Origin of the sequence: Ornithinimicrobium sp. CNJ-824 (genome assembly GCF_001942405.1) — a bacterium.
GTDB classification, from domain to species: domain Bacteria; phylum Actinomycetota; class Actinomycetes; order Actinomycetales; family Dermatophilaceae; genus Ornithinicoccus; species Ornithinicoccus kibberensis.
Genome location: NZ_MKKA01000023.1, coordinates 1 through 21,819, shown reverse-complemented (window position 1 = coordinate 21,819; position 21,819 = coordinate 1). Strand labels below are relative to the sequence as shown.

Below are 21,819 nucleotides of genomic sequence, written 5' to 3'. Positions count from 1 at the left end.
GCCCGGTCACATTCCGAACCCGGAAGCTAAGCCTGACAGCGCCGATGGTACTGCACCGGGGACGGTGTGGGAGAGTAGGACACCGCCGGACCACCATTGCCAAGGCCCGCCTGGAACTTTCCAGGCGGGCCTTCGGCATGCCCGGATCGAATCGGCATGCCCGGATCTGTGTGGAAAAGGACCGTGTGCGCCGAGCCGGGCCACGCGTCCAGGTGCCGGACCTGGCGTGACACCCTGTGGGGCATGGCTTCCCTCCTCTTCGGCCCGCTGACCCTGCGCGGACTGACCGTCGCCGGCCGGGCCTGGGTGTCGCCCATGTGCCAGTACTCCTGCACCCCGGAGAGGCCGGGCGTCGTGGGGGACTGGCATCTCGCGCACCTGCAGGCGTTCGCCGCCGGCGGTGCGCCGATGATCCTGACCGAGGCGAGCGCGGTGACGGCGGACGGCCGGATCTCGCCCTGGGACGCCGGCCTGTGGGGCCAGGAGCACGTCGAGGGATGGGCGCGGATCACCTCCCTGATCCACGCCACCGGGTCGCGCATCGGTGTGCAGCTGTCGCACGCCGGTCGCAAGGGCTCGACGTACCCGCCCTTCCACGAACGCTCGGGAAGCGTCGCCGAGGAGGACGGCGGCTGGACCACCCGGGGTGCCACCGAGGCGCCGTTCGGCCCGTTGGCTGCCCCCCGAGGCATGACCCAGGACGAGGTCGCGGCGGTCCCGGCAGCGTTCGCGGCGGCGGCCCGTCGGGCCGCCGAGGCCGGCTTCGACGCCGTGGAGCTGCACGCCGCGCACGGCTACCTCCTGGCGCAGTTCCTCAGCCCCCTGGTCAACGACCGGGCGGACGCCTACGGCGGGTCGGACGAGGCACGGGCGCGACTGCTCCTGGAGACAGTGGAGGCCGTGCGGGCCGTGGTCCCGGACGGGATGCCGGTGCTGGTGCGACTGTCGGCGACGGACTGGTCCCCCGACGCACCAGGAGGACTGGAGGGAGACCTCGAGCGGACCGTGCAGGTGAGCCGCTGGCTGGGCGATCGCGGGGTCGACCTCGTCGACGTGTCCAGCGGCGGCAACGTGCCGGACCCGCGGATCCCGGTGGGGGCGGGCTACCAGACGGGCTTCGCCGCCCGGGTACGCCGGGCCGTGGGCGTCCCGGTCAGCACGGTCGGGATGATCACCGAGGGCAGACAGGCCGAGCTGGTGCTGGCCACCGGCCAGGCCGACGTCGTGATGATGGCCAGGGCGCTGCTCGCGGACCCCCGCTGGTGGCACCGTGCGGCCCACCAGCTCGGCCACGAGCTGCCCTGGGTCCCGCAGTACGCCCGCGTCTCGGACCGGCACGTCTACTAGACGACCTGCAGGGCGCACGGCCAAGGTAAGGATTGTGCAAAAACTTGCAGATCTGCTTGTCCGGGTGCTCCCCGCCGCCTAGCCTGAACAGCCGACCGTCCACCCCCGCCCCAGGAGTCGCAGTGAAGCGTCCCGTCCTGTCCGGTGCCCTCGTGGCCGCCCTCCTCGCGAGCGCAGCCCCGGGGATCTCGACCACCCCCGCCGCCGCGGGCTCCGCGACGGCCACAGCGGCGGACCCGACCACCCGGACCGTGACCCTCGTCGGGTCCTTCCAGGACGAGCTCGGGTGCGAGACGGACTGGGCGCCTGCCTGCGAGGTGACCGTCCTCGACCCGGTGGAGGGGAGCGGGACCGCATACCAGGGCACGTTCGAGGTGCCCGAGGGGAGCTGGGAGTTCAAGGTCGCCCTGGACGGCGCCTGGGGCGAGTCCTACCCGGCCGACGACCTGCCGCTCGTGCTGGAGGGGCCGGCGTCGCTGGAGTTCAGCTTCGACGACGAGACCGGCGCGGTCGGCGTGGCGCCGACCGGGCTCGAGGGGCCGGCCACCCCCGCCGACGAGGACCTCGCCCGGGACAGCCTGCGCCAGCCGGTGACGCGCGAGCAGTTCTACTTCGTCATGGCCGACCGGTTCGCCAACGGCGACCCGTCCAACGACACCGCCGGCATCGAGGGGGACCGGCTCGACCACGGCTTCGACCCGGCGGACAAAGGCTTCTACCACGGCGGCGACCTCGCCGGGATCATGGACCGCCTGGACTACATCGAGGGCCTGGGCACCACCGCCATCTGGCTGACGCCCAGCTTCAAGAACCGCCCGGTGCAGGGGACCGGTGAGGACGCCAGCGCCGGCTACCACGGCTACTGGGTCACCGACTTCACCCAGATCGACCCCCACCTGGGGACGAACGAGGAGATGCGCACGCTCGTCGACGAGGCGCACGCGCGGGGGATGAAGGTCTACTTCGACATCATCACCAACCACACCGCGGACGTGATCGACTACGAGGAGGGTGAGTACACCTACGTCGACAAGGCGACCGAGCCCTACCGGGACGCCGCCGGCAACGCCTTCGACGACCGGGACTACCTCGGCAAGCCGTTCCCGCTCCTGGACCCGGAGGTCTCCTTCCCCTACACCCCGGTCTTCCGGACCGAGGCGGACGAGACGGTCAAGGTGCCGGACTGGCTCAACGACCCGACGATGTACCACAACCGGGGTGACTCCACCTGGGCCGGCGAGTCCAGCACCTACGGCGACTTCATCGGCCTGGACGACCTGTTCACCGAGCGCACCGAGGTCGTGGACGGGATGGTCGACATCTACTCCACCTGGGCGCAGATGGGCATCGACGGCTTCCGGGTCGACACCGTCAAGCACGTGAACCTGGAGTTCTGGCAGGAGTTCAGCCCCCGCGTCCTGGAGGCCGCGCGCCGGGACGACGAGGACTTCTTCATGTTCGGCGAGGTCTTCGACGGCAACCCCGAGTACCTGTCCACCTTCACGACCGAGGGTGAGCTGCCCGCCGTCATCGACTTCGGCTTCCAGGGCCGTGTGATCGACTTCGCGAAGGGTTCGGCCACGACCGCCCTGCGCACCTTCTACGCCCAGGACGACCACTACACGGACACCGACTCCAACGCCTACCAGCTGCCGACCTTCACCGGGAACCACGACATGGGCCGGGCCGCGATGATGCTGGCCGGCGCGGGCCACGAGGGCGAGGATCTCCAGCAGCGGGTCGAGCTCACCAACGAGCTGATGTTCCTCACCCGCGGCCAGCCGGTCGTCTACTACGGCGACGAGCAGGGCTTCATCGGGGCGGGCGACGACAAAGACGCCCGGCAGGACATGTTCGCCACGCAGGTGGACAGCTACGCCACCGAGCCGGTCGTCGGCGCCCGTCCGGGTCGATGGACCGCTACGACACCGCGCACCCCCTCTACCAGCAGATCGCCACGCTGGGCTCCCTCACCCAGGAGCACCCGGCGCTCGCGGACGGGGCGCAGATCCACCGCTACGCCAGCGCGGACGCCGGGGTCTACGCCTTCTCCCGGATCGACGCGGACGAGCTGGTCGAGTACGTCGTGGTGGCCAACAACTCGACGGAGACCACCAGCGTGTCGGTCCCGACCTACAGCGAGAGGACCCAGTTCACCGCGATCTACGGTGACACCGGCAAGACCAGGACGGGCACCGACTCCCGGCTGGCGGTCGAGGTGGCGCCGCTCTCGGTCGAGGTCTACCGGGCCGGCAAGGCGCTGACGCCGCGCCAGAAGGCCCCAGCGGTCTACCTCGACCCGCCCTCCGCCGGCGGTGTCGTCGGCGGCCGCGCCGAGATCGGTGCCTCGGTCCCCGACGACGTCTTCGCCCAGGTCACCTTCGCCTACCGGCCCGTCGGCGCGGAGGACTGGACCGTCCTCGGGACCGACGACAACCCGCCCTACCGCGTCTTCCACGACGTCTCCGGCCTGCCGCACGGCACCCTGCTGGAGTACCGCGCCGTCCCCAAGGACCACTCCGGCAACCTCTCGGCGTCCTCGACCTACGGAATCGTGGGCGATCCCGCCCCCGGTGACGGCGGAGGTGGCGGCAGCGACCCGGTCGGCCCGGTCGAGCAGCCCGGTGCGGTGTCAGTCCCCGGCAGCCACAACACCGAGATGGGCTGCGCCGCTGACTGGTCGCCGGACTGCGCCGAGGCCCAGCTGGCGCTGGACGCCAAGGACTCCATCTGGAAGGGCACCGACGACCTCCCGGCCGGCAGCTACGAGTACAAGGCGGCGGTCAACAACAGCTGGGACGAGAACTACGGAGCCGGAGGGGCGCCGGGCGGGGCGAACATCACCTACACCACCGACGGTGGCAACGTGACGTTCTACTACGACCACGCCCGCCACTACGTCACCTCGGACGCCGAGGGCCCGATCATCACCGCCCCCGGCTCCCACCAGGACGAGCTCGGCTGCCCCGGCGAGTGGTCGCCCGACTGCATGCTGCCGTGGCTGGTGGACCCGGACGGGGACGGCGTCTACACCTACTCGACCACCGCCATCCCGGCCGGCAACTACGAGGTGAAGGTGGCCCACGGTCTGTCCTGGGACGAGAACTACGGCGAGAGCGGCGCCCCGGGCGGGGGCAACATCGGCTTCTCCGTCCCGTCCGCCGGCGTGGTCACGACCTTCAGCTACGTCCTCGAGACCCACGTGCTGACCGTGACCACCTCCGAGTCCGGCGTGGCCCCGGACCTCACGTCGGCCAAGGCGCACTGGCTCGCGCCGGACCTCATCGCCTGGTCGGCCGACGGCGTCGAGAACCCCGAGCTCATGGACTGGCGCCTGCACTGGGCGTCCGACGGCGGCCTGGCCATCGACGCCGAGGACATCACCGGAGGAGCGTCGGCGCCCCTGACCTACGACCCGACGGGCCTGAGCGAGGCCGTGCTGGCCGACTTCCCGCACCTCGAGGGTTACCTCGCCCTGCGGCTGGACAGGAAGACGGCCAAGCTCGCGCCGGAGATCCTCCAGGGCCAGGTGGCGGTCGCGATGTACGATGACCTCGGCCGGCTGCAGGACGCCACCGGCGTCCAGATCCCCGGCGTGCTGGACGCCCTCTACGCGCAGAAGGCGAGCGACACCGCATACGGAATCTCCTGGCGAGGACCCAACCCGACCCTGACCCTGTGGGCCCCCACCGCCCAGGACGTCGACCTCCTCCTGTGGCCCGAGGGCGGGACAGGTGACCCGCAGCGCGTCGAGATGAAGCGCGCAGGCGACGGCTCCTGGACGGCGAAGGGCACAAAGTCCTGGACCGGTATGGAGTACCTCTACGAGGTGGACGTCTTCGTCCCCTCCACGGGTCAGGTCGAGACCAACCTTGTCACCGACCCCTACTCGGTGGCGCTGACCCTCAACTCGCAGCGATCGGTCATCGTCGACCTGGACGACCGCCGCTGGCAGCCGCAGGTCTGGCGCACGGCCACGGCCCCCACGCTGGAGGACGAGGTCGACCAGACCATCTACGAGCTGCACGTGCGCGACTTCTCGATGTCCGACCCCGACGTGCCGGAGGAGCTGAAGGGCTCCTACCTGGCGTTCGCCGAGGACGGCTACGGGCGCCGGCACCTGGAGGCGCTCGCCGAGGCGGGGATGAACACCGTCCACCTGCTGCCGACCTTCGACATCGCCAGCATCGAGGAGGACCCGGCCCAGCAGACCACCCCGGACTGCGACCTGGGGAGCTTCGCCCCCGACAGCGAGGAGCAGCAGGCGTGCGTCATGGCCCAGGCCGACACCGATGCCTTCAACTGGGGCTACGACCCGTGGCACTTCATGGCTCCCGAGGGCTCCTACGCCTCGACCGCGGAGGCCGCCCACGGCGGTGAGCGGGTCAAGGAGTTCCGGACCATGGTCGGCGGTCTGCACGACTCCGGGATGCGGGTGGTGCTGGACAAGGTCTTCAACCACACCGCCCAGTCCGGTCAGGGTGAGAAGTCGGTGCTCGACCGGATCGTGCCCGGCTACTACCACCGGCTCAACGCCGTCGGGCAGGTGGAGACCTCCACCTGCTGCCAGAACGTCGCGACCGAGCACGAGATGGCCGAGCAGCTCATGGTCGACGCCGTCGTGACGTGGGCCCGCGACTACAAGGTCGACGGCTTCCGTTTCGACCTCATGGGCCACCACTCCCGCGAGAACATGGAGGCCGTGCGGGCGGCGCTCGACGAGCTCACCCTCGAACGGGACGGGGTCGACGGTTCGCAGGTCACGCTCTACGGCGAGGGCTGGAACTTCGGCGAGGTGGCGGACGACGCCCACTTCTACCAGGCGACCCAGGGCCAGCTCGACGGCACCTCGATCGCCACCTTCACGACCGGCTCCGGGACGGCGTGCGTGGCGGCGGGCCCTTCGACGAGGACCCGGGGGCGGACAAGGGCTTCGCCAGCGGCGGGACCAGCGCCAACGACACCGACCTGGTGCAGGTGGGGATGGCCGGCAACCTGCGCGACCTCACCCTGCGCAGCCAGGAGACCGGCGAGGTCGTCACCGGGGCCGAGATCTCCTACAACGGGGCGCCGGCCGGGTATGCCGAGGACCCGGACGAGATCGTCAACTACGTGGACGCCCACGACAACGAGACGATCTTCGACGCCCTCACCTTCAAGCTGCCGCAGGACCTGCCGATGGAGGACCGCATCCGGCTCAACACCGTGGCGCTGTCGACGACGGCGCTGTCCCAGTCGGTCAGCTTCTGGCACGCCGGCGCGGACCTGCTGCGCAGCAAGAGCCTGGACCGCAACTCCTACAACAGCGGTGACTGGTTCAACCTGCTGGACTTCACGACGACGGACAACGGCTTCGGCCGCGGACTCCCGCCCGCCGGCGACAACAACGACAAGTGGGAGATCATGCGGCCGCTGCTGGCGGACGCCTCCCTCAAGCCGGAACCTGCCCACATCGAGCAGGCCTCGGCGATGGCCCAGGACCTGCTGCGGCTGCGGTTCTCCACCGAGCTGTTCCGTCTGGGCGACCCCGACCTGATCGAGCAGAAGGTCAGCTTCCCGGTGTCCGGCACCGAGCACGGCGACCCGCAGGTGATCGTCCTGCGCGTCGACGACACCGCCGGAGCCGACGTCGACCCCGCGCTGGACGGCCTCGTGGTCGTCCTCAACGCCTCCGACCAGGAGGTCGCGCAGCACGTCCCCGGACTGGCCGGGGAGGAGCTCGAGCTGTCACCGGTCCAGGCCGACGGGGTCGACGAGGTCGTCCGGCAGGTGTCGTGGGACGAGGCCGACGGCGTCGCCACCGTCCCGGCACGGACCGTCGCGGTGCTGGTCCAGCCCTCCGGCTGACAGGGACGCGGCCCCCCCGGCACCCGTCGGGCCCCGGGGGGGTCGCGGCATACCTCGGTCCCCACCCGCCCGTCGCCCGGTGGGTGGGGGAGGATGAGGGGGTGAGCAGCGTCGAACCCCTCCTGACCCCGCAGCCGGCCGACGAGGCTGGTCCCGGTCCGCGCATCGGCATCCTCACCTCCGGCGGGGACTCGCCCGGGATGAACGCCGCCGTCCGTGCCGTGGTGCGCTCCACCCTGCGGCTGGGCGGCCGCCCGTTCGGGATCCTCGAGGGCTGGCGAGGAGCCCTCGCCGGCGGCGACGGTATCCGCGAGCTCGGCTGGGACGACGTGGGCAACCTGCTCCACCGTGGCGGCACCGTCCTGGGTTCGGCGCGCTGCCCGGAGTTCCGGGAGCGGTCGGGGCTGCGGGCGGCCGCGCTGCACCTGACCAGGCACGGGATCGACCGCCTCGTCGTCATCGGCGGCGACGGCTCGCTGCGCGGGGCCGAGGAGCTGCGGCAGGAGTGGCCGTCCCTGCAGGCCGAGCTCGTCGACTCGGGCGAGCTCGCCCCGGACGAGGCGGACGCCCACCCGCGGCTGCGCGTCGCCGGGCTCGTCGGCTCGATCGACAACGACATGGCCGGGACCGACATGACGATCGGGGCGGACACGGCCCTGCACCGGATCATCGAGGCCCTCGACGCCCTGTCGTCGACGGCGGCCAGCCACCAGCGCACCTTCGTCGTGGAGGTCATGGGGCGGCACTGCGGCTACCTCGCCCTCATGGCCGCCGTCGCGGGCGGCAGCGACGCGGTGCTCCTGCCGGAGGGCCCGCCGGCCGACGGGTGGCAGTCCGAGCTGGTCGCCTCGATCGAGCGCACCCGGGCCACCGGCCAGCGGGACAGCCTCGTCGTCGTCGCCGAGGGGGCCACCGACCAGGCGGGACGTCCGATCACCAGCGCCGACGTCGCCGAGGCCCTCGGCGAGCGCATGGGGGAGCGGGCCCGGGTGACGATCCTGGGTCACGTCCAGCGCGGCGGGCGCCCGTCCGCCTACGACCGGTGGATGCCCACGCTGCTGGGGTATGCCGCGGTCCGCCAGCTGGTCCACGCCCCCGCCGGCACGCCCTCCCAGATCGTGGGGGTGCGGCACAACGAGGTGGCGGTGATCCCGCTCAGCGACGCGGTGCGCGACACCAACGCCGTCAAGACCGCCCTCGAGACGTGCGACTTCGACGCCGCCCGGGCGGCCCGCGGCAGCTCCTTCGCCACGCTGTCCCGGCTCTACGCCCAGCTGTCCCAGCCGCCGGTCGACCTGGTCGACGGCCGGCCGCACACCAGCCGCGCCTTCACCGGCGGGGCGGCGGCGTCCGCCGGCGGCCGTTCGGGGCCGCGCCCGCGGATCGGCGTCCTCCACGTCGGCGGATTGGCCCCGGGGATGAACTCGGCCGTCCGTGCGCTGGTGCGCTTCGGGCTGACCGACGGCAGCGACGTGCTCGGCATCGAGGACTCCCTCGACGGCCTCGTCCGCGGCCGGGTCCGGGAGCTGGGCTGGGCCGAGGTGGACGACTGGGTCGGTCGGGGCGGCGCCTTCCTCGGCACGCGCCGGCACGTGCCCACCGCCGCCGAGCTGCCCGCCCTGGCCGAGGCCGTGGCCCGTCACCAGCTCGACGCCCTCGTCCTCGTCGGGGGGCTGGACGCCTACCGGGCCGCCGCGGTGCTCGCCGGCGGCGCCGCGGAGCACGAGGCCCTGCGGGTGCCGGTCGTCTGCCTGCCCGCGACGATCGACAACAACCTGCCCGGGGCCGACCTGTCGGTGGGCACCGACACCGCCCTCAACACCATCGTGGAGTCGTTGGACCGGATCCGGACCTCCGCGTCGGCGACGCAGCGGTGCTTCGTGGCCGAGACCAAGGGTGGCGGGTGCGGGTACCTGACGATGATGGCCGGGCTGGCCTCGGGCTCCGAACGGGTCTACCTGCCCGAGGACCGGCTGCGGATCGCCGACGTCGTGGCCGACGCCGAGCGGATGAGCCGGTCCTTCGCCGAGGGACGCCGGCTCTACCTCGTGCTGCGCAACGAGATGGCCTCGGCCCACTACACCACCGACCTCGTCGCCCGGATCTTCGAGGAGGAGGGTGGCGACCTGTTCGACGTGCGCAGCACGGTCCTGGGGCACGTCCAGGACGGCGGCGACCCGACCCCCTTCGACCGGCTGCTCGCCACCCGGCTGGCCCGGCTGGCCCTGGACGAGGTGGCCCGGCAGCGCACCGAGGGTGCTCCGGGGGCCTGCTACGTCGGCGAGGTCGCCGGACGCGCCACGGTGACCCCCGTCGACCGGCTCGACGACCAGGTCGACCTGGTCGTCGGTCGGGCCCTGGACCCGTGGTGGGCCGGGCTCCGCCCGGTCATCGCGGTCGTCTCCGACCGCCACCGCAGCGTCCCGCCGGTGGACCTGCCGCGCACCGCGTCGTCGGGGACGGCCGGATGAGGCCGCACCACCACGCGGCGCCCCGGCCGGTCGACCTCACCGCGGCCCGCGCGCACTGGCTGACGGCCGACCTCCTCGCCCTCCCGGCCACGGCGCTGCCCCACGACCTGCCGGTGCACGAGCTGGCCGCGCGGCTGGAGCACGCCCCCGACGGGGGCATCCACCCCCGCGACGAGACGGGCGCCGGGTGGGACCTCCACCTCGACGACTCCGGCCTGCCGGCCTCCGTCCTGGCGGGCGTCCCGCACCTGGCCGGCGCGCTGGCCCTGCGCCTGCCCGGGGAGGCCGCCGCCCTGGCGGGCGACCTGCTGAGCGGGCAGGTGGCGTTGACCGTGCGCCACCGCGGCCGCCTGGTCCTGGCGACCTCCGTTCAGGTGCCGCACGTCCTCGACGACCTGTACGCGGAGGCCGCCCGTCGACGGCGCTACGGCGTCACCTGGGCCGACGGCGAGCGCGACGGTGCCGCCGGAGACATTGCCGGCCGGGTCCCCACCGTGACCGTCTGGGCGCCCACGGCCCGGCAGGTCTCCCTGCTGCTGTGGGAGGGCGTGCAGCCCGACGGTGCGACCGCGGCCTGGGCCCCGCCGGGACAGCCCCGCCGGGTGCCCATGGCCCGCTCCGACGACGGGGCGTGGTCGGTCACCGGGGACCCGGCGTGGCGCGACCGCTGCTACCAGCTCGAGCTGAGCCACGTCCTGCCGCCCCGGTGGACCGAGCAGGTCGTCCGCACCACGGACCCGTGGTCGGTGGCGCTGACCCTCGGCTCGACCCACTCCGTGCTCGTCGACCTCGACGACGCGCGCTGGGCCCCCGGGCGATGGCGGCAGGCCCCGGCCCCGGCGCGGGTGCGGCCGGTCGACCAGACCGTCTACGAGCTGCACGTCCGCGACTTCAGCCGCGACGACCCGCAGGTGCCGGAGGAGCTGCGCGGCACCTACCGCGCGTTCGGCGTGGACGGGCTGGGGCGGCGGCACCTGCGCACCCTCGCCGAGGCGGGCCTGAACACCGTGCACCTGCTGCCGGTCTTCGACCTCACCTCCGTGCCCGAGGACCCTGCCGACCGTGCCCGACCCGACCCGCGGGTGCTCGCCGAGCTCAGCAGGCTGGACCCGGGCGGCACCGAGCAGCAGCGGCTCGTCCGGCGCACCGCCCACCTGGACGCCTTCAACTGGGGCTACGACCCGTGGCACTTCCTGGCACCCGAGGGCTCCTACACGACCGACCCCGGTGCGGCGCACGGAGGCCGACGCGTCGCGCAGTGCCGCGAGATGGTGGCGGGGCTGCACGAGCTGGGGCTGCGGGTCGTGCTCGACCAGGTCTACAACCACACCACCGCCTCCGGCCTGCAGGAGACCTCCGTCCTGGACCGGGTCGTGCCGGGCTACTACCACCGCCTCGACGGGCAGGGCCGGGTGGAGACCTCCACCTGCTGCCAGAACGTGGCGACCGAGCACGCCATGGCCGAGCAGCTCATGGTCGACGGGTGCGTGCTGTGGGTGCGGCACTACCGGGTGGACGGTTTCCGGTTCGACCTCATGGGTCACCACTCGCGGGCCAACCTGGAGGCGGTCAGGGCGGCCCTGGACGCCCTCACTCCCGAGCAGCACGGGGTCGACGGGTCGGCCGTGACGCTCTACGGCGAGGGGTGGAACTTCGGCGAGGTCGCCGGTGACGCACGGTTCCACCAGGCCGTCCAGGCACAGCTGGACGGCACCGGGATCGGGACCTTCAACGACCGGCTGCGCGACGCCGTGCGCGGCGGCGCCGTGCACGACGAGTCGGGTCGGTCCGGCCACGGGTGGGCGACCGGCGGGACGGACCCCCGCGACACGGACCTCCTGCAGGTCGGGCTCGCCGGCGGGCTGCGCGACGTCCGCCTCCACTCCCACGCGACGGGCCGGTGGACGACCGGGGCCGGCGTGCCCTACGGCGCAGCGCCCGGGGGCTACGCCCTCGAGCCCGACGAGGTCTCAACTACGTCGACGCGCACGACAACGAGACTCTCTGGGACACGTTGCTGCTCAAGCTGCCCGACGCGACCCCCATGGCCGAGAGGGTGCGCCGCAACACGCTCGCACTGGCCTGCGTGACGCTCTCGCAGGGGGTCTCGTTCTGGCACGCCGGCGCGGAGATCCTGCGCAGCAAGAGCCTGGACCGCAACAGCTACGACTCCGGCGACTGGTTCAACCTGCTGGACTTCTCGCTGCAGGACAACGGGTTCGGGCGCGGACTGCCGCCCTCGCCCGACAACGGTGCCCGGTGGGACGAGCTGGCCCCGCTGCTCCGGGACCCCGCGCTGCGGCCCACGCCCGAGGACGTGCGCACGGCGCTCGCCGGGGCGCTGGACCTGCTGCGGCTGCGGCGCGACCTGCCCTTGCTGCGGCTGGGCAGCGGCGAGCGGATCCGCACCAAGGTCTCCTTCCCCCTCTCGGGTCCCTCCGGCGTCCGGAGGTCGTCGTCATGCTCGTCGACGACCGGCTGGGGGAGCCGGTGGACCCGCGGTGGTCCGGGGCGCTGGTCGTCCTCAACGCCGGCCGGGACGAGGCCGAGGCGTTCCTGCCCGGGCTGGCCGGGCAGGACTGGGAGCTCACGCCCGTGCAGCGGCACGGGTCCGACCCCGTCGTGCGGGGGACGCGCTGGGAGCCGGCCCGGGGGCGTGTGCGGGTCCCGGCCCTGACGGCCGCGGTGCTCGTCCGGCCGCGCTGACCGTCCGCCGGTCAGGAACGGGTCAAGAACCGGTTCGGATCTGGTCAAGGCCCTTGCCTGCGGGGTTCCGGCTGGCGATGCTGGGCGACGCCACGACGATGTGGTCCACATCACACCCCGGAGGAGAACCGCATGACCGTCCGACCCCGCGCCCTCGTCGCCCTCGCCGGCGCCTCCGCCCTCGCCCTCACCGCCCTGCCCGCCGCGGCTGCCGGCGGAGGTGACGCAGATCCTCGCGCGACGCGGTACATCGTCATGCTCGAGGCCGGCGCCGAGGCGGGGCCGGACCGCGCCGCCGTCCGCACGAACACCGCGCGGGCCGTGGCCGACGCGCGGGCCCGCGGCCTCGACGTGGAGCGCAGCCTGCCGGCCCTGGGCGGCTACGTCGCCACGATGACCGGCGCCCAGGCCCGGGCCCTCGGCCAGGACCCGGCCGTGAGCACGGTGTCGGTGGACGGTGCCGTCACGGTCGCGGGGGAGCAGCAGGGCGCCACCTGGGGCCTGGACCGGATCGACCAGGCGCAGCTGCCCCTCGACGGGATCTACCGCTGGACCGCCTCCGGGTCGGGCGTGGACGCCTACGTCGTCGACACCGGGATCCGCAGCACCCACGCCGAGTTCGGCGGCCGGGTGCTCGAGGGGGCAAACTTCGCCCGGGGCAAGAACACCACGGAGGACTGCAACGGGCACGGCACCCACGTGGCCGGGACGGTCGGTGGAGGCACCTACGGCGTCGCCAAGGACGTCAACCTCGTCCCCGTGCGGGTGCTGGACTGCCGCGGCTCGGGCAGCTGGTCCGCCGTGGTGGCCGGCATGGACTGGGTCGTCTCCGCCGCCGACGGCCCGTCCGTGGCCAACCTGAGCCTGGGCGGAGGGGCCAACGCCTCGGTCGACGACGCGATCGCCCGCATGGTCGACGCCGGCATCACCACCGTGGTGGCCGCCGGCAACGAGGACACCGACGCCTGCACGACGTCCCCGGCCCGCGCCGGGGGCGCTCACGGTCGGGCGACCGACAGCACCGACCGCCGGGCCTCGTTCTCGAACTACGGCTCCTGCGTGGACCTGTTCGCCCCCGGCGTGGGCATCACCGCCGCCTGGCACAAGGGCGACACCGCCACGAACACCATCTCGGGCACCTCGATGGCCTCCCCGCACGTCGCCGGCGTCGCCGCCCTGGTGCTCGAGGGCAGCCCCTCCGCCAGCCCCTCCCAGGTGGGGGGTGCGATCGGGTCCGCGGCCACCCGGGGCGTCGTGACCGACCCGGCGGGATCGCCGAACCTGCTCCTGCACGCCACGTCCTGACCGGTCGTCGCCGGCCGGTCGCTCCTCCTCAGGGGCGGCTGGCCGGCAGCGGCAGCGCGCAGGTGTAGACGACCACCCTGCGCGCCTGCGGGTTCCCCTGCCCGACCCGGCGGTAGCGCTCGAGCACCTCCAGCAGCTCGGCCCGCATCGCCGTGAGCTGCTCGCCGGTCACCTGGACGGTGTGGTCCTCCAGCCCGCAGGCCTGCTGCCAGGTGTCCTCCCAGTCCGGACGGTCCCGCAACCAGGCCTCCGCGCGCTCGCCGAAGTGCGCCAGGTAGTCCATGGCCAGCCAGTCGGCGGCCCGGGCGTCCTCCTCGTCGAGGTCGTCGTCGGCCCCGCCGGCGACCCCCAGGCCCACCCCGAGCACCCCGGGCCGGTCCGCGTCGGGGACGGCGCTCCATACCCTCCGGCGGCCGGTGCCGGTGCCGGTGTCCTGCACCAGCCCCGCCTCCTCGAGGCGGCGCAGGTGGTATGACGTGGCGCCGGTGTTCGAGTCCAGCGCGGCGGCGAGCTCGGTCGCGGTGGCGCCCCCGTGGACCCGCAGCTCGGCGAGGAGCCGGCTGCGCAACGGGTGGGCGAGCGTGCGCAGGGCCCGGGACGAGGAGGACGGGGTGGTCGGAGGCATGCTGTCCTTTCCGCGGAACGGCCGGCGAACCGTGCACAGTTATTATGCACAGATCATGTGCAGACGCGGGTCGGCGCCTCGAAAACAGTCGCTGACCTGCAACGACAGCGATTTTGGGCGCATCCTCACGCCCCGCTAGACTTGAACGGTTGCCCCACCACACGAGATGAAGGTTCTTCTACCGTGCGTACATACACCCCCAAGCCTGGCGAGATCACGCGCGCCTGGCACGTCATCGACGCCACGGACGTCGTGCTGGGCCGCCTCGCGTCCCAGACCGCGATCCTGCTCCGCGGCAAGCACAAGCCGATCTTCGCGCCGCACATCGACACCGGCGACTTCGTCATCATCGTCAACGCCGACAAGGTGGCCCTCACCGGCGCCAAGCTGGCGCAGAAGAAGGCCTACCGGCACTCCGGCTACCCGGGCGGCCTGAAGGCCGTCAGCTACGAGCAGATGCTCGAGCAGCACCCGACCCGGGCGGTGGAGAAGGCGGTGCGCGGCATGCTCCCGCGCAACTCCCTCGGTCGCCAGATGCTGGGCAAGCTCAAGGTCTACGCCGGCGACACCCACCCGCACGCGGCCCAGCAGCCGGTGCCGTTCGAGATCTCCCAGGTCGCGCAGTAAGGAACGTCTGACAGATGACTGACACCACCACCGTGGAGACCGACGAGTTCGACGAGAACGCCGTCTCCGAGTACACCACCGAGTCGTCGGCCGCGGTCGAAGCCCCCTCCGCCCGTCCCTCCGCCACCGCCCCGGGCGCCGGCACCGGCCGGCGCAAGCAGGCCATCGCCCGCGTGCGCATCGTCCCCGGCACCGGCGAGTGGAAGGTCAACGGCCGCACCCTGGAGGAGTACTTCCCCAACAAGGTGCACCAGCAGATCGTCAACGAGCCGCTGGTCGCGCTCGACCTCATGGGCGCCTACGACGTCCTCGTCCGCGTGCACGGCGGCGGGCCCTCGGGCCAGGCCGGTGCGGTGCGCCTGGGCGTGGCCCGGTCGCTCAACGGGATCGACCCCGAGCTGAACCGCCCCGCCCTGAAGAAGGCCGGGCTGCTCACCCGGGACGCGCGCGTCCCCGAGCGCAAGAAGGCCGGCCTGAAGAAGGCCCGCAAGGCGCCGCAGTACAGCAAGCGCTGACGAGCGTCGACGACGCCGCGGGCGTCGCGACGCACGACCCGGAGGCCGGTGGGAGCACTGCTCCCGCCGGCCTCCGGCGTGGGCGGGCCGGACCGGGTCCGCCGCACAGGTACGGCATACTCTCTGAGGGTCCGTGACGGGTCCGGACGCAGGACGAGGAGACGAGGCAGAGCACATGGGACGACTGTTCGGCACCGACGGGGTGCGTGGCCTGGCCAACAAGGACATCACCGCCGAGCTGGCGCTGGACCTGTCCGTGGCCGTCGCGCACGAGCTGGGCGGGCACGGTGCCTTCGGCGGCCACCGGGCCACCGCGGTCGTCGGCCGGGACCCCCGGGCCTCGGGGGAGTTCCTCTCCGCCGCGGTGATGGCCGGGCTGGCCTCCGCCGGGGTCGACGTGCTCGACGCGGGCGTCCTGCCGACGCCGGCCATCGCCTACCTCACCCAGCGGATGAACGCCGAGATGGGGGCGATGCTGTCCGCCTCGCACAACGCCATGCCGGACAACGGGCTGAAGTTCTTCGCCCGGGGCGGGCACAAGCTGGCCGACGAGATCGAGGACCGCATCTCCGGGCGCGTCGGCAACCACTGGGAACGTCCCACCGGGGCTGCCGTGGGCCGCATCCGCCCGTTCGACCGGGGCGCGGAGTTCTACATCGAGCACCTGCTGGAGGCGGTCCCCGGGCGGCTGGACGGGCTGCGGGTGGTCATCGACGCCGCGCACGGGGCGGCCTCGGTCGTCGGGCCGGAGGTCTTCCGGCGGGCGGGGGCCACCGTCGACGTCATCGGCGGCGACCCGGACGGGCTGAACATCAACGACGGTGCCGGCTCGACCCACCTCGAGCACCTGCAGGAGGCGGTGCGGCTGCGCGGCGCCGACATGGGGGTGGCCTTCGACGGCGACGCCGACCGGTGCCTGGCGGTGGACGCGCAGGGCGAGCCGGTGGACGGGGACCAGATCATGGCCATGCTCGCGCTGTCCATGCACGAGGGCGGGGAGCTGCACGACGACACCCTGGTCGCCACGGTGATGAGCAACCTCGGGCTGATCCGGGCCATGGAGGCCGAGGGCATCCGGGTCGTGCAGACCGCGGTGGGGGACCGCTACGTGCTGGAGGAGATGCGCCGGCACGGCTACTCCCTGGGCGGGGAGCAGTCGGGCCACGTCATCATGCTCGAGCACGGCACCACCGGCGACGGGGTACTGACCGCCCTGGCGCTGGGTCAGCGCGTCGTCTCCTCCCGCACGACCCTGCGGGACCTGGCCGGTGTGATGACGCGGATGCCGCAGGTGCTGGTCAACGTCCCCGGGGTGGACAAGTCCCGGGTGGACAGCGACGCGCTGGTCACCGAGGCGGTCCGCGCCGTGGAGGCCGAGCTGGGCGCCGAGGGCCGGGTGCTCCTGCGCCGTTCCGGCACCGAGCCGCTCGTCCGGGTCATGGTCGAGGCCGACTCCCAGGACCGGGCCCAGGGGTATGCCGACCAGCTGGCCGGCGTGGTGCGCGAGCGCCTGACGCTCTGAGAGCTCAGGCGCTCGAGTCCTGCGTCGGTGCCGGGGAGGTCTCCGCCGGCCCGTCCTCGGGGGCCTGGGCCAGCTCGGCCTCGATGTCGGTGACGAACTGCTCGATCTCGTCCACCCCGTTGACCGGGCCGCCGGCGAGCAGGCCGTCGGCCCCCAGGAGCACCGCGCCGGGGCTGGTCCCCACCCCCAGGTCGTCGTAGACGCGGGAGCCGGGGTCCCACCAGATGCCGGTGGACGACGCGCCGACCGCCGTCGCGTCGAACGGGTGCGGCACGAGGACCAGCTGGACCCCGAGCTGGGGAAGCCGGTCGCGCCACCCGGGCAGCCGCTCCAGGGCCTCGTGCGTCGGCCCGCACCAGCAGTTGGCGAGCACGAGCAGCTGGGCCTGGCTGCGCGCGAGCTGGTGCAGCGTGACCGTGCCGTGGTCCCGGCCCACGAGGACCCGCGGGGTATGGGGGAGCGCACGTAGTCGAGCTCGGGCTCGTCGGCGGGGGGCCGGTCGGCCGCCGCCGCGGCGGCCCCGTGCCCGGGGCGACCTCGCCGCCGGGAGGACGGCCGCGGGGCCGGGCCGCCGCCGAGCACCATGACGGCCACGACCGCGAGCGCGACGGCGAGGAGCAGCCACCACCCGTCGTTGGCGGTGTAGCGGCCCAGGAGGGCCCCCGTGCTCGAACCGGCCAGGCCGACCCACAGGGTCAGGCCGGCCAGGGCCACGAGCAGGGTGTTGCGCGCGACCGTCCGGCCGTTGATCCGGTGGTCCCCGATCCGTCCGAAGCAGCCGCAGGTCGGCCGTGGGTCGAAGCCCATGGCGCGCACCACCACGGCCCAGAAGGCGACGAACAGCCCGAGGGCGAGCACCGCGCCGAGGAGGAACGGCCAGTGCCAGGGGGACAGCAGCAGGGCCGCGGTGACCAGCTCCACGACCGGCAGCGCCCGCGCGGTCGGCCGGTTGGTCACCAGGGGCGGCAGGCGTAGGAGGCGCAGGACGCTGTAGGTGGAGCCGGTGTCGCGCAGCTTGGCCACCCCGCTGAGCACGAGGACGGCGGCCAGCGTCAGCGGGGCCAGGGACAGGGCGGGGTGCATGCGGCCACGATACGGGAGTCGCCCCGGGACGGTGACGCGTCATCCAGCGAGGGGGGCGACCTGCCCGGGCACGGTCAGACGAGCTGCTCCATGCGGCCGGTGTCCACGTCGTAGAGGAAACCGCCGACGGCGACCCGGTCGCCGATCAGCGGGTGGCTCGTGACGCGGTGCACGTCCTCCATCAGGGCCGCCCGCTGGTCGGGGACGACGTGGAAGTGCTGCCACCAGGCGTCCTGGCCGGAGAGCTCGGTGATGGTCTCGCGCAGCTCGTTCTCGGACATCTTCGTCATCGCGCAGCGGGTGTGCGGGACGACGAGGACGCGCTGCACGTTGAGCAGGTGCACGCCCAGGACCAGCGCCTCGAGCGCGGCGTCGGTGACCCGTCCGCCGGGGTTGCGGAAGATCTTGGCGTCCCCGTGCGTGAGGCCGAGCATCGTCAACGGCTGGATCCGCGAGTCCATGCACGTGACGATGGCCACGCCGGCCCGGGCGACGCCGTCGAAGCCGCCGAGGGTGAAGCTGTCGGCGTAGTCCGCGTTGGCCGCGAGCAGGTCGGCGAAGGGGGAGGCCGGACCTGCTCCGGTGCCGGCCGGGGCGTCGTCGTGCTGCGTCATACCGATGTCCTCTCTGAGGTGGTCGGGTCGGGCCCGGAGGGGCGGTGGCGGGGTGGGGCGGGTCAGTCCAGCTCGGCCAGGTCCGCCCGGGTCGGGGCGGCGGCCCCGGCCCGCCCGACCGTCCAGGTGGCGCAGGCGACGGCCCTGCGCAGGGCGGGGGCCAGGTCCTCCAGGTCGGAGCGGCGCAGACGCTCGCGCGCCGCGGCGGAGCCGAGCAGGCCGGCGTCCAGGAGCCCGCTGAGCAGGCCGGCCATGAAGGAGTCGCCCGCGCCCACGGTGTCCACCACCCGGGCCACGACGGGCTCCAGCTCGATCGTGGTGTCGGTGCGGGACAGGTGCACGAGCGCGCCGTCCCCACCCCGGGTGACGACGACGACCTCGGGCCCGAGCCGGCCCCAGAGGTGGACCACGTCCGTCACCGGGGCGTCGTCGTAGAGCCAGCTCACGTCCTCGTCGGAGGCCTTGACCACGTCCGACAGACCCATGCACTCCTCGATCCGCGAGCGCACCTGGTGCGGGTCCCCCATGACGGTCGGGCGGCAGTTCGGGTCGTAGGAGACCGTCGCGGTGGGGCGGGCGCGGGTCATCAGCGCGAGCACGGCGGAGGCGCCAGGCTCGAGCGTGGCGGCCACGGACCCGGTGTGCAGGTGACCGATGCCGTGAAGGTCCTGGGTGCCCACCTGCCACAGCAGGTCGAAGTCGTAGGTGGCCGACCCGTCCGCGTCGAGGTGGGCGGTGGCCGTCGACGTCCGGGCGGCGGTGTCGGAGCCGGGGGTGAGCACGACGTCGGCGTCGAGGAGGTGCTCGCGAACCCGGGCCCCGCGCTCGTCCTGACCCAGGTGGGCCGTCAGACGGCTGTCGTGGTCGAGCGCGGCCAGCCCGACGGCCACGTTGGCGGGCGAGCCTCCGACGTGCTCGGTCCTGCCCTCGCCTCCGTGCGGGACGACGACGTCGACGAGGGCTTCTCCGACGGTGAGGACGGCTGGCTGGTCCATCGTGGTGCCCGTCAGCCCCGGGTGGCTTCCGGGGACAGCGAGTCGGCGATCTTGGCCACCTTGTCCAGGCGGTGGTGGGAGGTGATCTCCCGGATGGTGCCGGAGCGGGAGCGCATCACCAGGGAGTGGGTCACGGCCGTCCCCGAGCCGTAGCGCACCCCGTCGAGCATCTCGCCGGTCGTAATGCCGGTGGCCACGAAGAAGGCGTTGTCGCCGGTGACCAGGTCGTCGGTGGACAGCACCCGGTCCAGGTCGTGCCCGGCGTCGACGGCCTTCTGCCGCTCCTCGTCGTCCTTGGGCCACAGCTTGCCCTGGATGACACCTCCCATCGCCTTCATCGCGCAGGCGGTGATGATGCCCTCGGGGGTGCCGCCGATGCCGATGAGCATGTCGACGGAGGACTCCTCGCGGGCCGCGGCGATGCGCCGGCGACGTCGCCGTCGGTGATGAAGCGCAGTCGGGCGCCGGCGTCGCGGACCTCCTGGGTGTACTGCTCGTGGCGGGGCCGGTCGAGCATGATCACGGTCAGGTCGTCGACGAAGCGCCGCTTGGCCCGCGCGATGCGGCGCAGGTTCTCCTTGATCGGCAGGCGGATGTCCACCCGGTCGGCCACGTCGGGGCCGACCACGAGCTTGTCCATGTAGAACACGGCCGAGGGGTCGTACATGGTGCCGCGCTCGGAGACCGCCATGACGGCGATCGAGTTGTCCATGCCCTTGGCCGTGGGCGTGGTGCCGTCGATCGGGTCGACGGCGACGTCGACCTGGGGGCCGGTGCCGTCGCCGACCTTCTCGCCGTTGTAGAGCATCGGGGCCTCGTCCTTCTCGCCCTCGCCGATCACGACGACCCCGTCCATGGCGACCTGGCTGATGACCTTGCGCATGGCCTCCACGGCCGCGTTGTCCGCCAGGATCTTCTCGCCACGGCCCACCCAGCGTCCGGCGGCCAGGGCCGCGGCCTCGGTGACCCGGACCAGCTCCATGGCCAGGTTGCGGTCGGGGATGACCTGCTCGGTGCTCGGACGGGTGGGCTGCGGCTCCGCGACCATGCGGGACTCCTTCGTCGGTGGTGACTGCGACGCGCTCTGCCGGCCAGCCTAGCGGCCGTGGGTCGTCACGGTGCCCGGGGATGGGACGATGGGCCGGTGAGCCAGAGCACCCGACCGACGCCCGGCCCCGACGAGGTCCGGGGCCGCCAGGAGACACCCGCTGCGCCCGCCCAGGACGGGCGGCAGAAGCGGCTGGCCTCCTGGACCTTCCGCAACATGGTCGTCTCGGTGCTGCTCGTGCTCGTCGTGGTGCTGGCCTGGTGGTCGATGACCTACCAGCCCGACGAGTCGCAACGGCGGCCCGCCGAGGTGGAGCAGGTCGTGCCGTTCGCGGTCGACCAGGCCGACTGGCCGGTCTGGGTGCCCGACCCGGGGGAGGGGTGGACGCCCACGGTGGCGTGGTTCGACGCGCGGCTCGCGGGGGTCCCCACGTGGCACGTCTCCTACACCACGCCGGACGGCGAGTATGCCGCCCTCCACCAGGCCGCCGACGTGACCGACGCCTGGGTGCAGGAGGTGCTCGGGGACGCGCAGGAGGTCGGGGAGCAGGACCTGCCCGGCGCGACCGGGACGCAGACCTGGCAGGCGTGGGAGGGGCCCGTGCCGAGCAACGTGGAACGTGCCTGGGTCCTCGGGCCGCAGGAGACCGGCGGGTCCACCGTGGTCGTCAGCGGGACGGTCGCCGAGGACGAGGCGGCGGAGCTGCTGGAGTCGGTCGAGGCACGGGACTGACCTGCGGACCGGCCGATGGTCGGCGTTCGAGCAGGTGTGTCGGTGGGGTCTGTTTGGGTGGGGGTATGTCGTTCTCGTGGGGTGGGGCAGCGGGGGTGGTGGAGGAGGTCCACGACCCGGGGGACTTCGTGCCGGTGCCGGTGACGGAGCGGGAGCGGGAGTTCGTGGCCGGGGTGATGGCCGGGCAGGACGCGCAGGTCCAGGAGTGCGAGGACCCGGGCCGGTCGGCGTACTGGGAGCTGCTGGCCGAGGTGGACGCGACCCTGGCGGCCGGGACCGGTGGGGCTGGGTGGGCCGTCGGGCCGTTGGCGTCGCGAGGAGCTGGTGGCCGGGCTGAGGCTGGCGGACGGTGGGGCTGGACCGGGCCGGGGTGGGGCCGACG

General features: G+C 73.2%; 15 protein-coding genes, 1 rRNA gene and 4 pseudogenes. 14 read left to right on the top strand and 6 right to left on the bottom strand.

What is annotated here, in order from left to right; genetic code table 11:
* The 9 genes and pseudogenes from rrf to BJF81_RS10025 all read left to right on the top strand — a co-directional run.
* Nucleotides 1-91, top strand: a 5S ribosomal RNA gene (rrf, locus tag BJF81_RS10060); the annotation flags it as partial.
* 152 nt (nt 92-243) lie between these two features.
* Nucleotides 244-1,347 carry an NADH:flavin oxidoreductase/NADH oxidase gene (locus tag BJF81_RS10055; RefSeq protein ID WP_075958228.1) on the top strand — a complete coding sequence of 368 codons (1,104 nt, stop codon included), beginning with the start codon at nt 244-246 and terminating at the stop codon, nt 1,345-1,347.
* A gap of 122 nt (nt 1,348-1,469) precedes the next feature.
* On the top strand, nt 1,470-3,611 hold the full coding sequence (locus tag BJF81_RS21005) for an alpha-amylase family glycosyl hydrolase (protein WP_342447122.1): 2,142 nt from the start codon (nt 1,470-1,472) through the stop codon (nt 3,609-3,611).
* Between the two features lie 395 nt (nt 3,612-4,006).
* Nucleotides 4,007-5,179, top strand: a pseudogene (locus tag BJF81_RS21000) (pullulanase X25 domain-containing protein); the annotation flags it as partial.
* Nucleotides 5,180-6,330: 1,151 nt separating this feature from the next.
* A complete protein-coding gene (locus BJF81_RS20995) occupies nt 6,331-7,194 on the top strand; it encodes an alpha-1,6-glucosidase domain-containing protein (protein WP_342447121.1) in 864 nt (287 codons plus the stop codon).
* A 101-nt stretch (nt 7,195-7,295) separates the two neighbouring features.
* The gene (locus BJF81_RS10045; protein WP_237770174.1) at nt 7,296-9,665 is read left to right on the top strand and encodes a 6-phosphofructokinase; all 2,370 of its coding nucleotides are present in this window, start codon (nt 7,296-7,298) and stop codon (nt 9,663-9,665) included.
* Nucleotides 9,662-11,755: a hypothetical protein gene (locus BJF81_RS10040; protein WP_143780783.1), complete on the top strand. Its 2,094-nt coding sequence runs from the start codon at nt 9,662-9,664 to the stop codon at nt 11,753-11,755. Before BJF81_RS10045 ends, BJF81_RS10040 begins: the two co-directional genes overlap by 4 nt.
* Nucleotides 11,710-12,371, top strand: a pseudogene (locus tag BJF81_RS16855) (alpha-1,6-glucosidase domain-containing protein). Before BJF81_RS10040 ends, BJF81_RS16855 begins: the two are co-directional and overlap by 46 nt.
* 132 nt (nt 12,372-12,503) lie before the next feature.
* On the top strand, nt 12,504-13,676 hold the full coding sequence (locus tag BJF81_RS10025; protein WP_075958224.1) for a S8 family peptidase: 1,173 nt from the start codon (nt 12,504-12,506) through the stop codon (nt 13,674-13,676).
* A gap of 28 nt (nt 13,677-13,704) precedes the next feature.
* Here the strand turns inward: BJF81_RS10025 and BJF81_RS10020 are convergent, their stop codons facing one another.
* On the bottom strand, nt 13,705-14,301 hold the full coding sequence (locus BJF81_RS10020) for an ArsR/SmtB family transcription factor (RefSeq protein WP_075958223.1): 597 nt from the start codon (nt 14,299-14,301) through the stop codon (nt 13,705-13,707).
* A 183-nt stretch (nt 14,302-14,484) separates the two neighbouring features.
* Between BJF81_RS10020 and rplM the strand changes: the two genes are divergently transcribed.
* The 3 genes from rplM to glmM all read left to right on the top strand — a co-directional run bounded on the left by rplM (nt 14,485) and on the right by glmM (nt 16,965).
* Nucleotides 14,485-14,928, top strand: coding sequence for a 50S ribosomal protein L13 (gene rplM / locus BJF81_RS10015; RefSeq protein WP_075958222.1), 444 nt, complete (start codon nt 14,485-14,487; stop codon nt 14,926-14,928).
* A 14-nt stretch (nt 14,929-14,942) separates the two neighbouring features.
* Complete coding sequence (gene rpsI, locus BJF81_RS10010; protein WP_075958221.1) at nt 14,943-15,443, top strand: 30S ribosomal protein S9; 501 nt, start codon at nt 14,943-14,945, stop codon at nt 15,441-15,443.
* A gap of 175 nt (nt 15,444-15,618) precedes the next feature.
* Entirely contained in the window at nt 15,619-16,965 is a 1,347-nt protein-coding gene (gene glmM / locus BJF81_RS10005) for a phosphoglucosamine mutase (protein WP_075958220.1), read from the top strand.
* Nucleotides 16,966-16,969: 4 nt separating this feature from the next.
* Here the strand turns inward: glmM and BJF81_RS10000 are convergent, their stop codons facing one another.
* The 5 genes and pseudogenes from BJF81_RS10000 to glpX form a co-directional block, all read right to left on the bottom strand.
* Nucleotides 16,970-17,401 (bottom strand): hypothetical protein, encoded by a 432-nt coding sequence (locus BJF81_RS10000; RefSeq protein ID WP_075958219.1) that lies wholly within the window; start codon nt 17,399-17,401, stop codon nt 16,970-16,972.
* A gap of 263 nt (nt 17,402-17,664) precedes the next feature.
* Nucleotides 17,665-18,048, bottom strand: a pseudogene (locus BJF81_RS21510) (MauE/DoxX family redox-associated membrane protein); the annotation flags it as partial.
* Between the two features lie 74 nt (nt 18,049-18,122).
* Nucleotides 18,123-18,662: a beta-class carbonic anhydrase gene (locus BJF81_RS09990; RefSeq protein ID WP_075958218.1), complete on the bottom strand. Its 540-nt coding sequence runs from the start codon at nt 18,660-18,662 to the stop codon at nt 18,123-18,125.
* Nucleotides 18,663-18,724: 62 nt separating this feature from the next.
* Nucleotides 18,725-19,657, bottom strand: coding sequence for a carbohydrate kinase family protein (locus BJF81_RS09985; protein WP_075958217.1), 933 nt, complete (start codon nt 19,655-19,657; stop codon nt 18,725-18,727).
* 11 nt (nt 19,658-19,668) lie between these two features.
* A pseudogene (gene glpX / locus BJF81_RS09980) lies at nt 19,669-20,705 on the bottom strand (class II fructose-bisphosphatase).
* A 96-nt stretch (nt 20,706-20,801) separates the two neighbouring features.
* Here glpX and BJF81_RS09975 point away from each other — a divergent pair.
* Both BJF81_RS09975 and BJF81_RS09970 read left to right on the top strand, forming a co-directional pair.
* Complete coding sequence (locus BJF81_RS09975; protein ID WP_075958216.1) at nt 20,802-21,437, top strand: DUF4245 family protein; 636 nt, start codon at nt 20,802-20,804, stop codon at nt 21,435-21,437.
* Nucleotides 21,438-21,502: 65 nt separating this feature from the next.
* The coding region (locus tag BJF81_RS09970) for a hypothetical protein (protein ID WP_143780782.1) at nt 21,503-21,819 on the top strand (317 nt) is incomplete at its 3' end.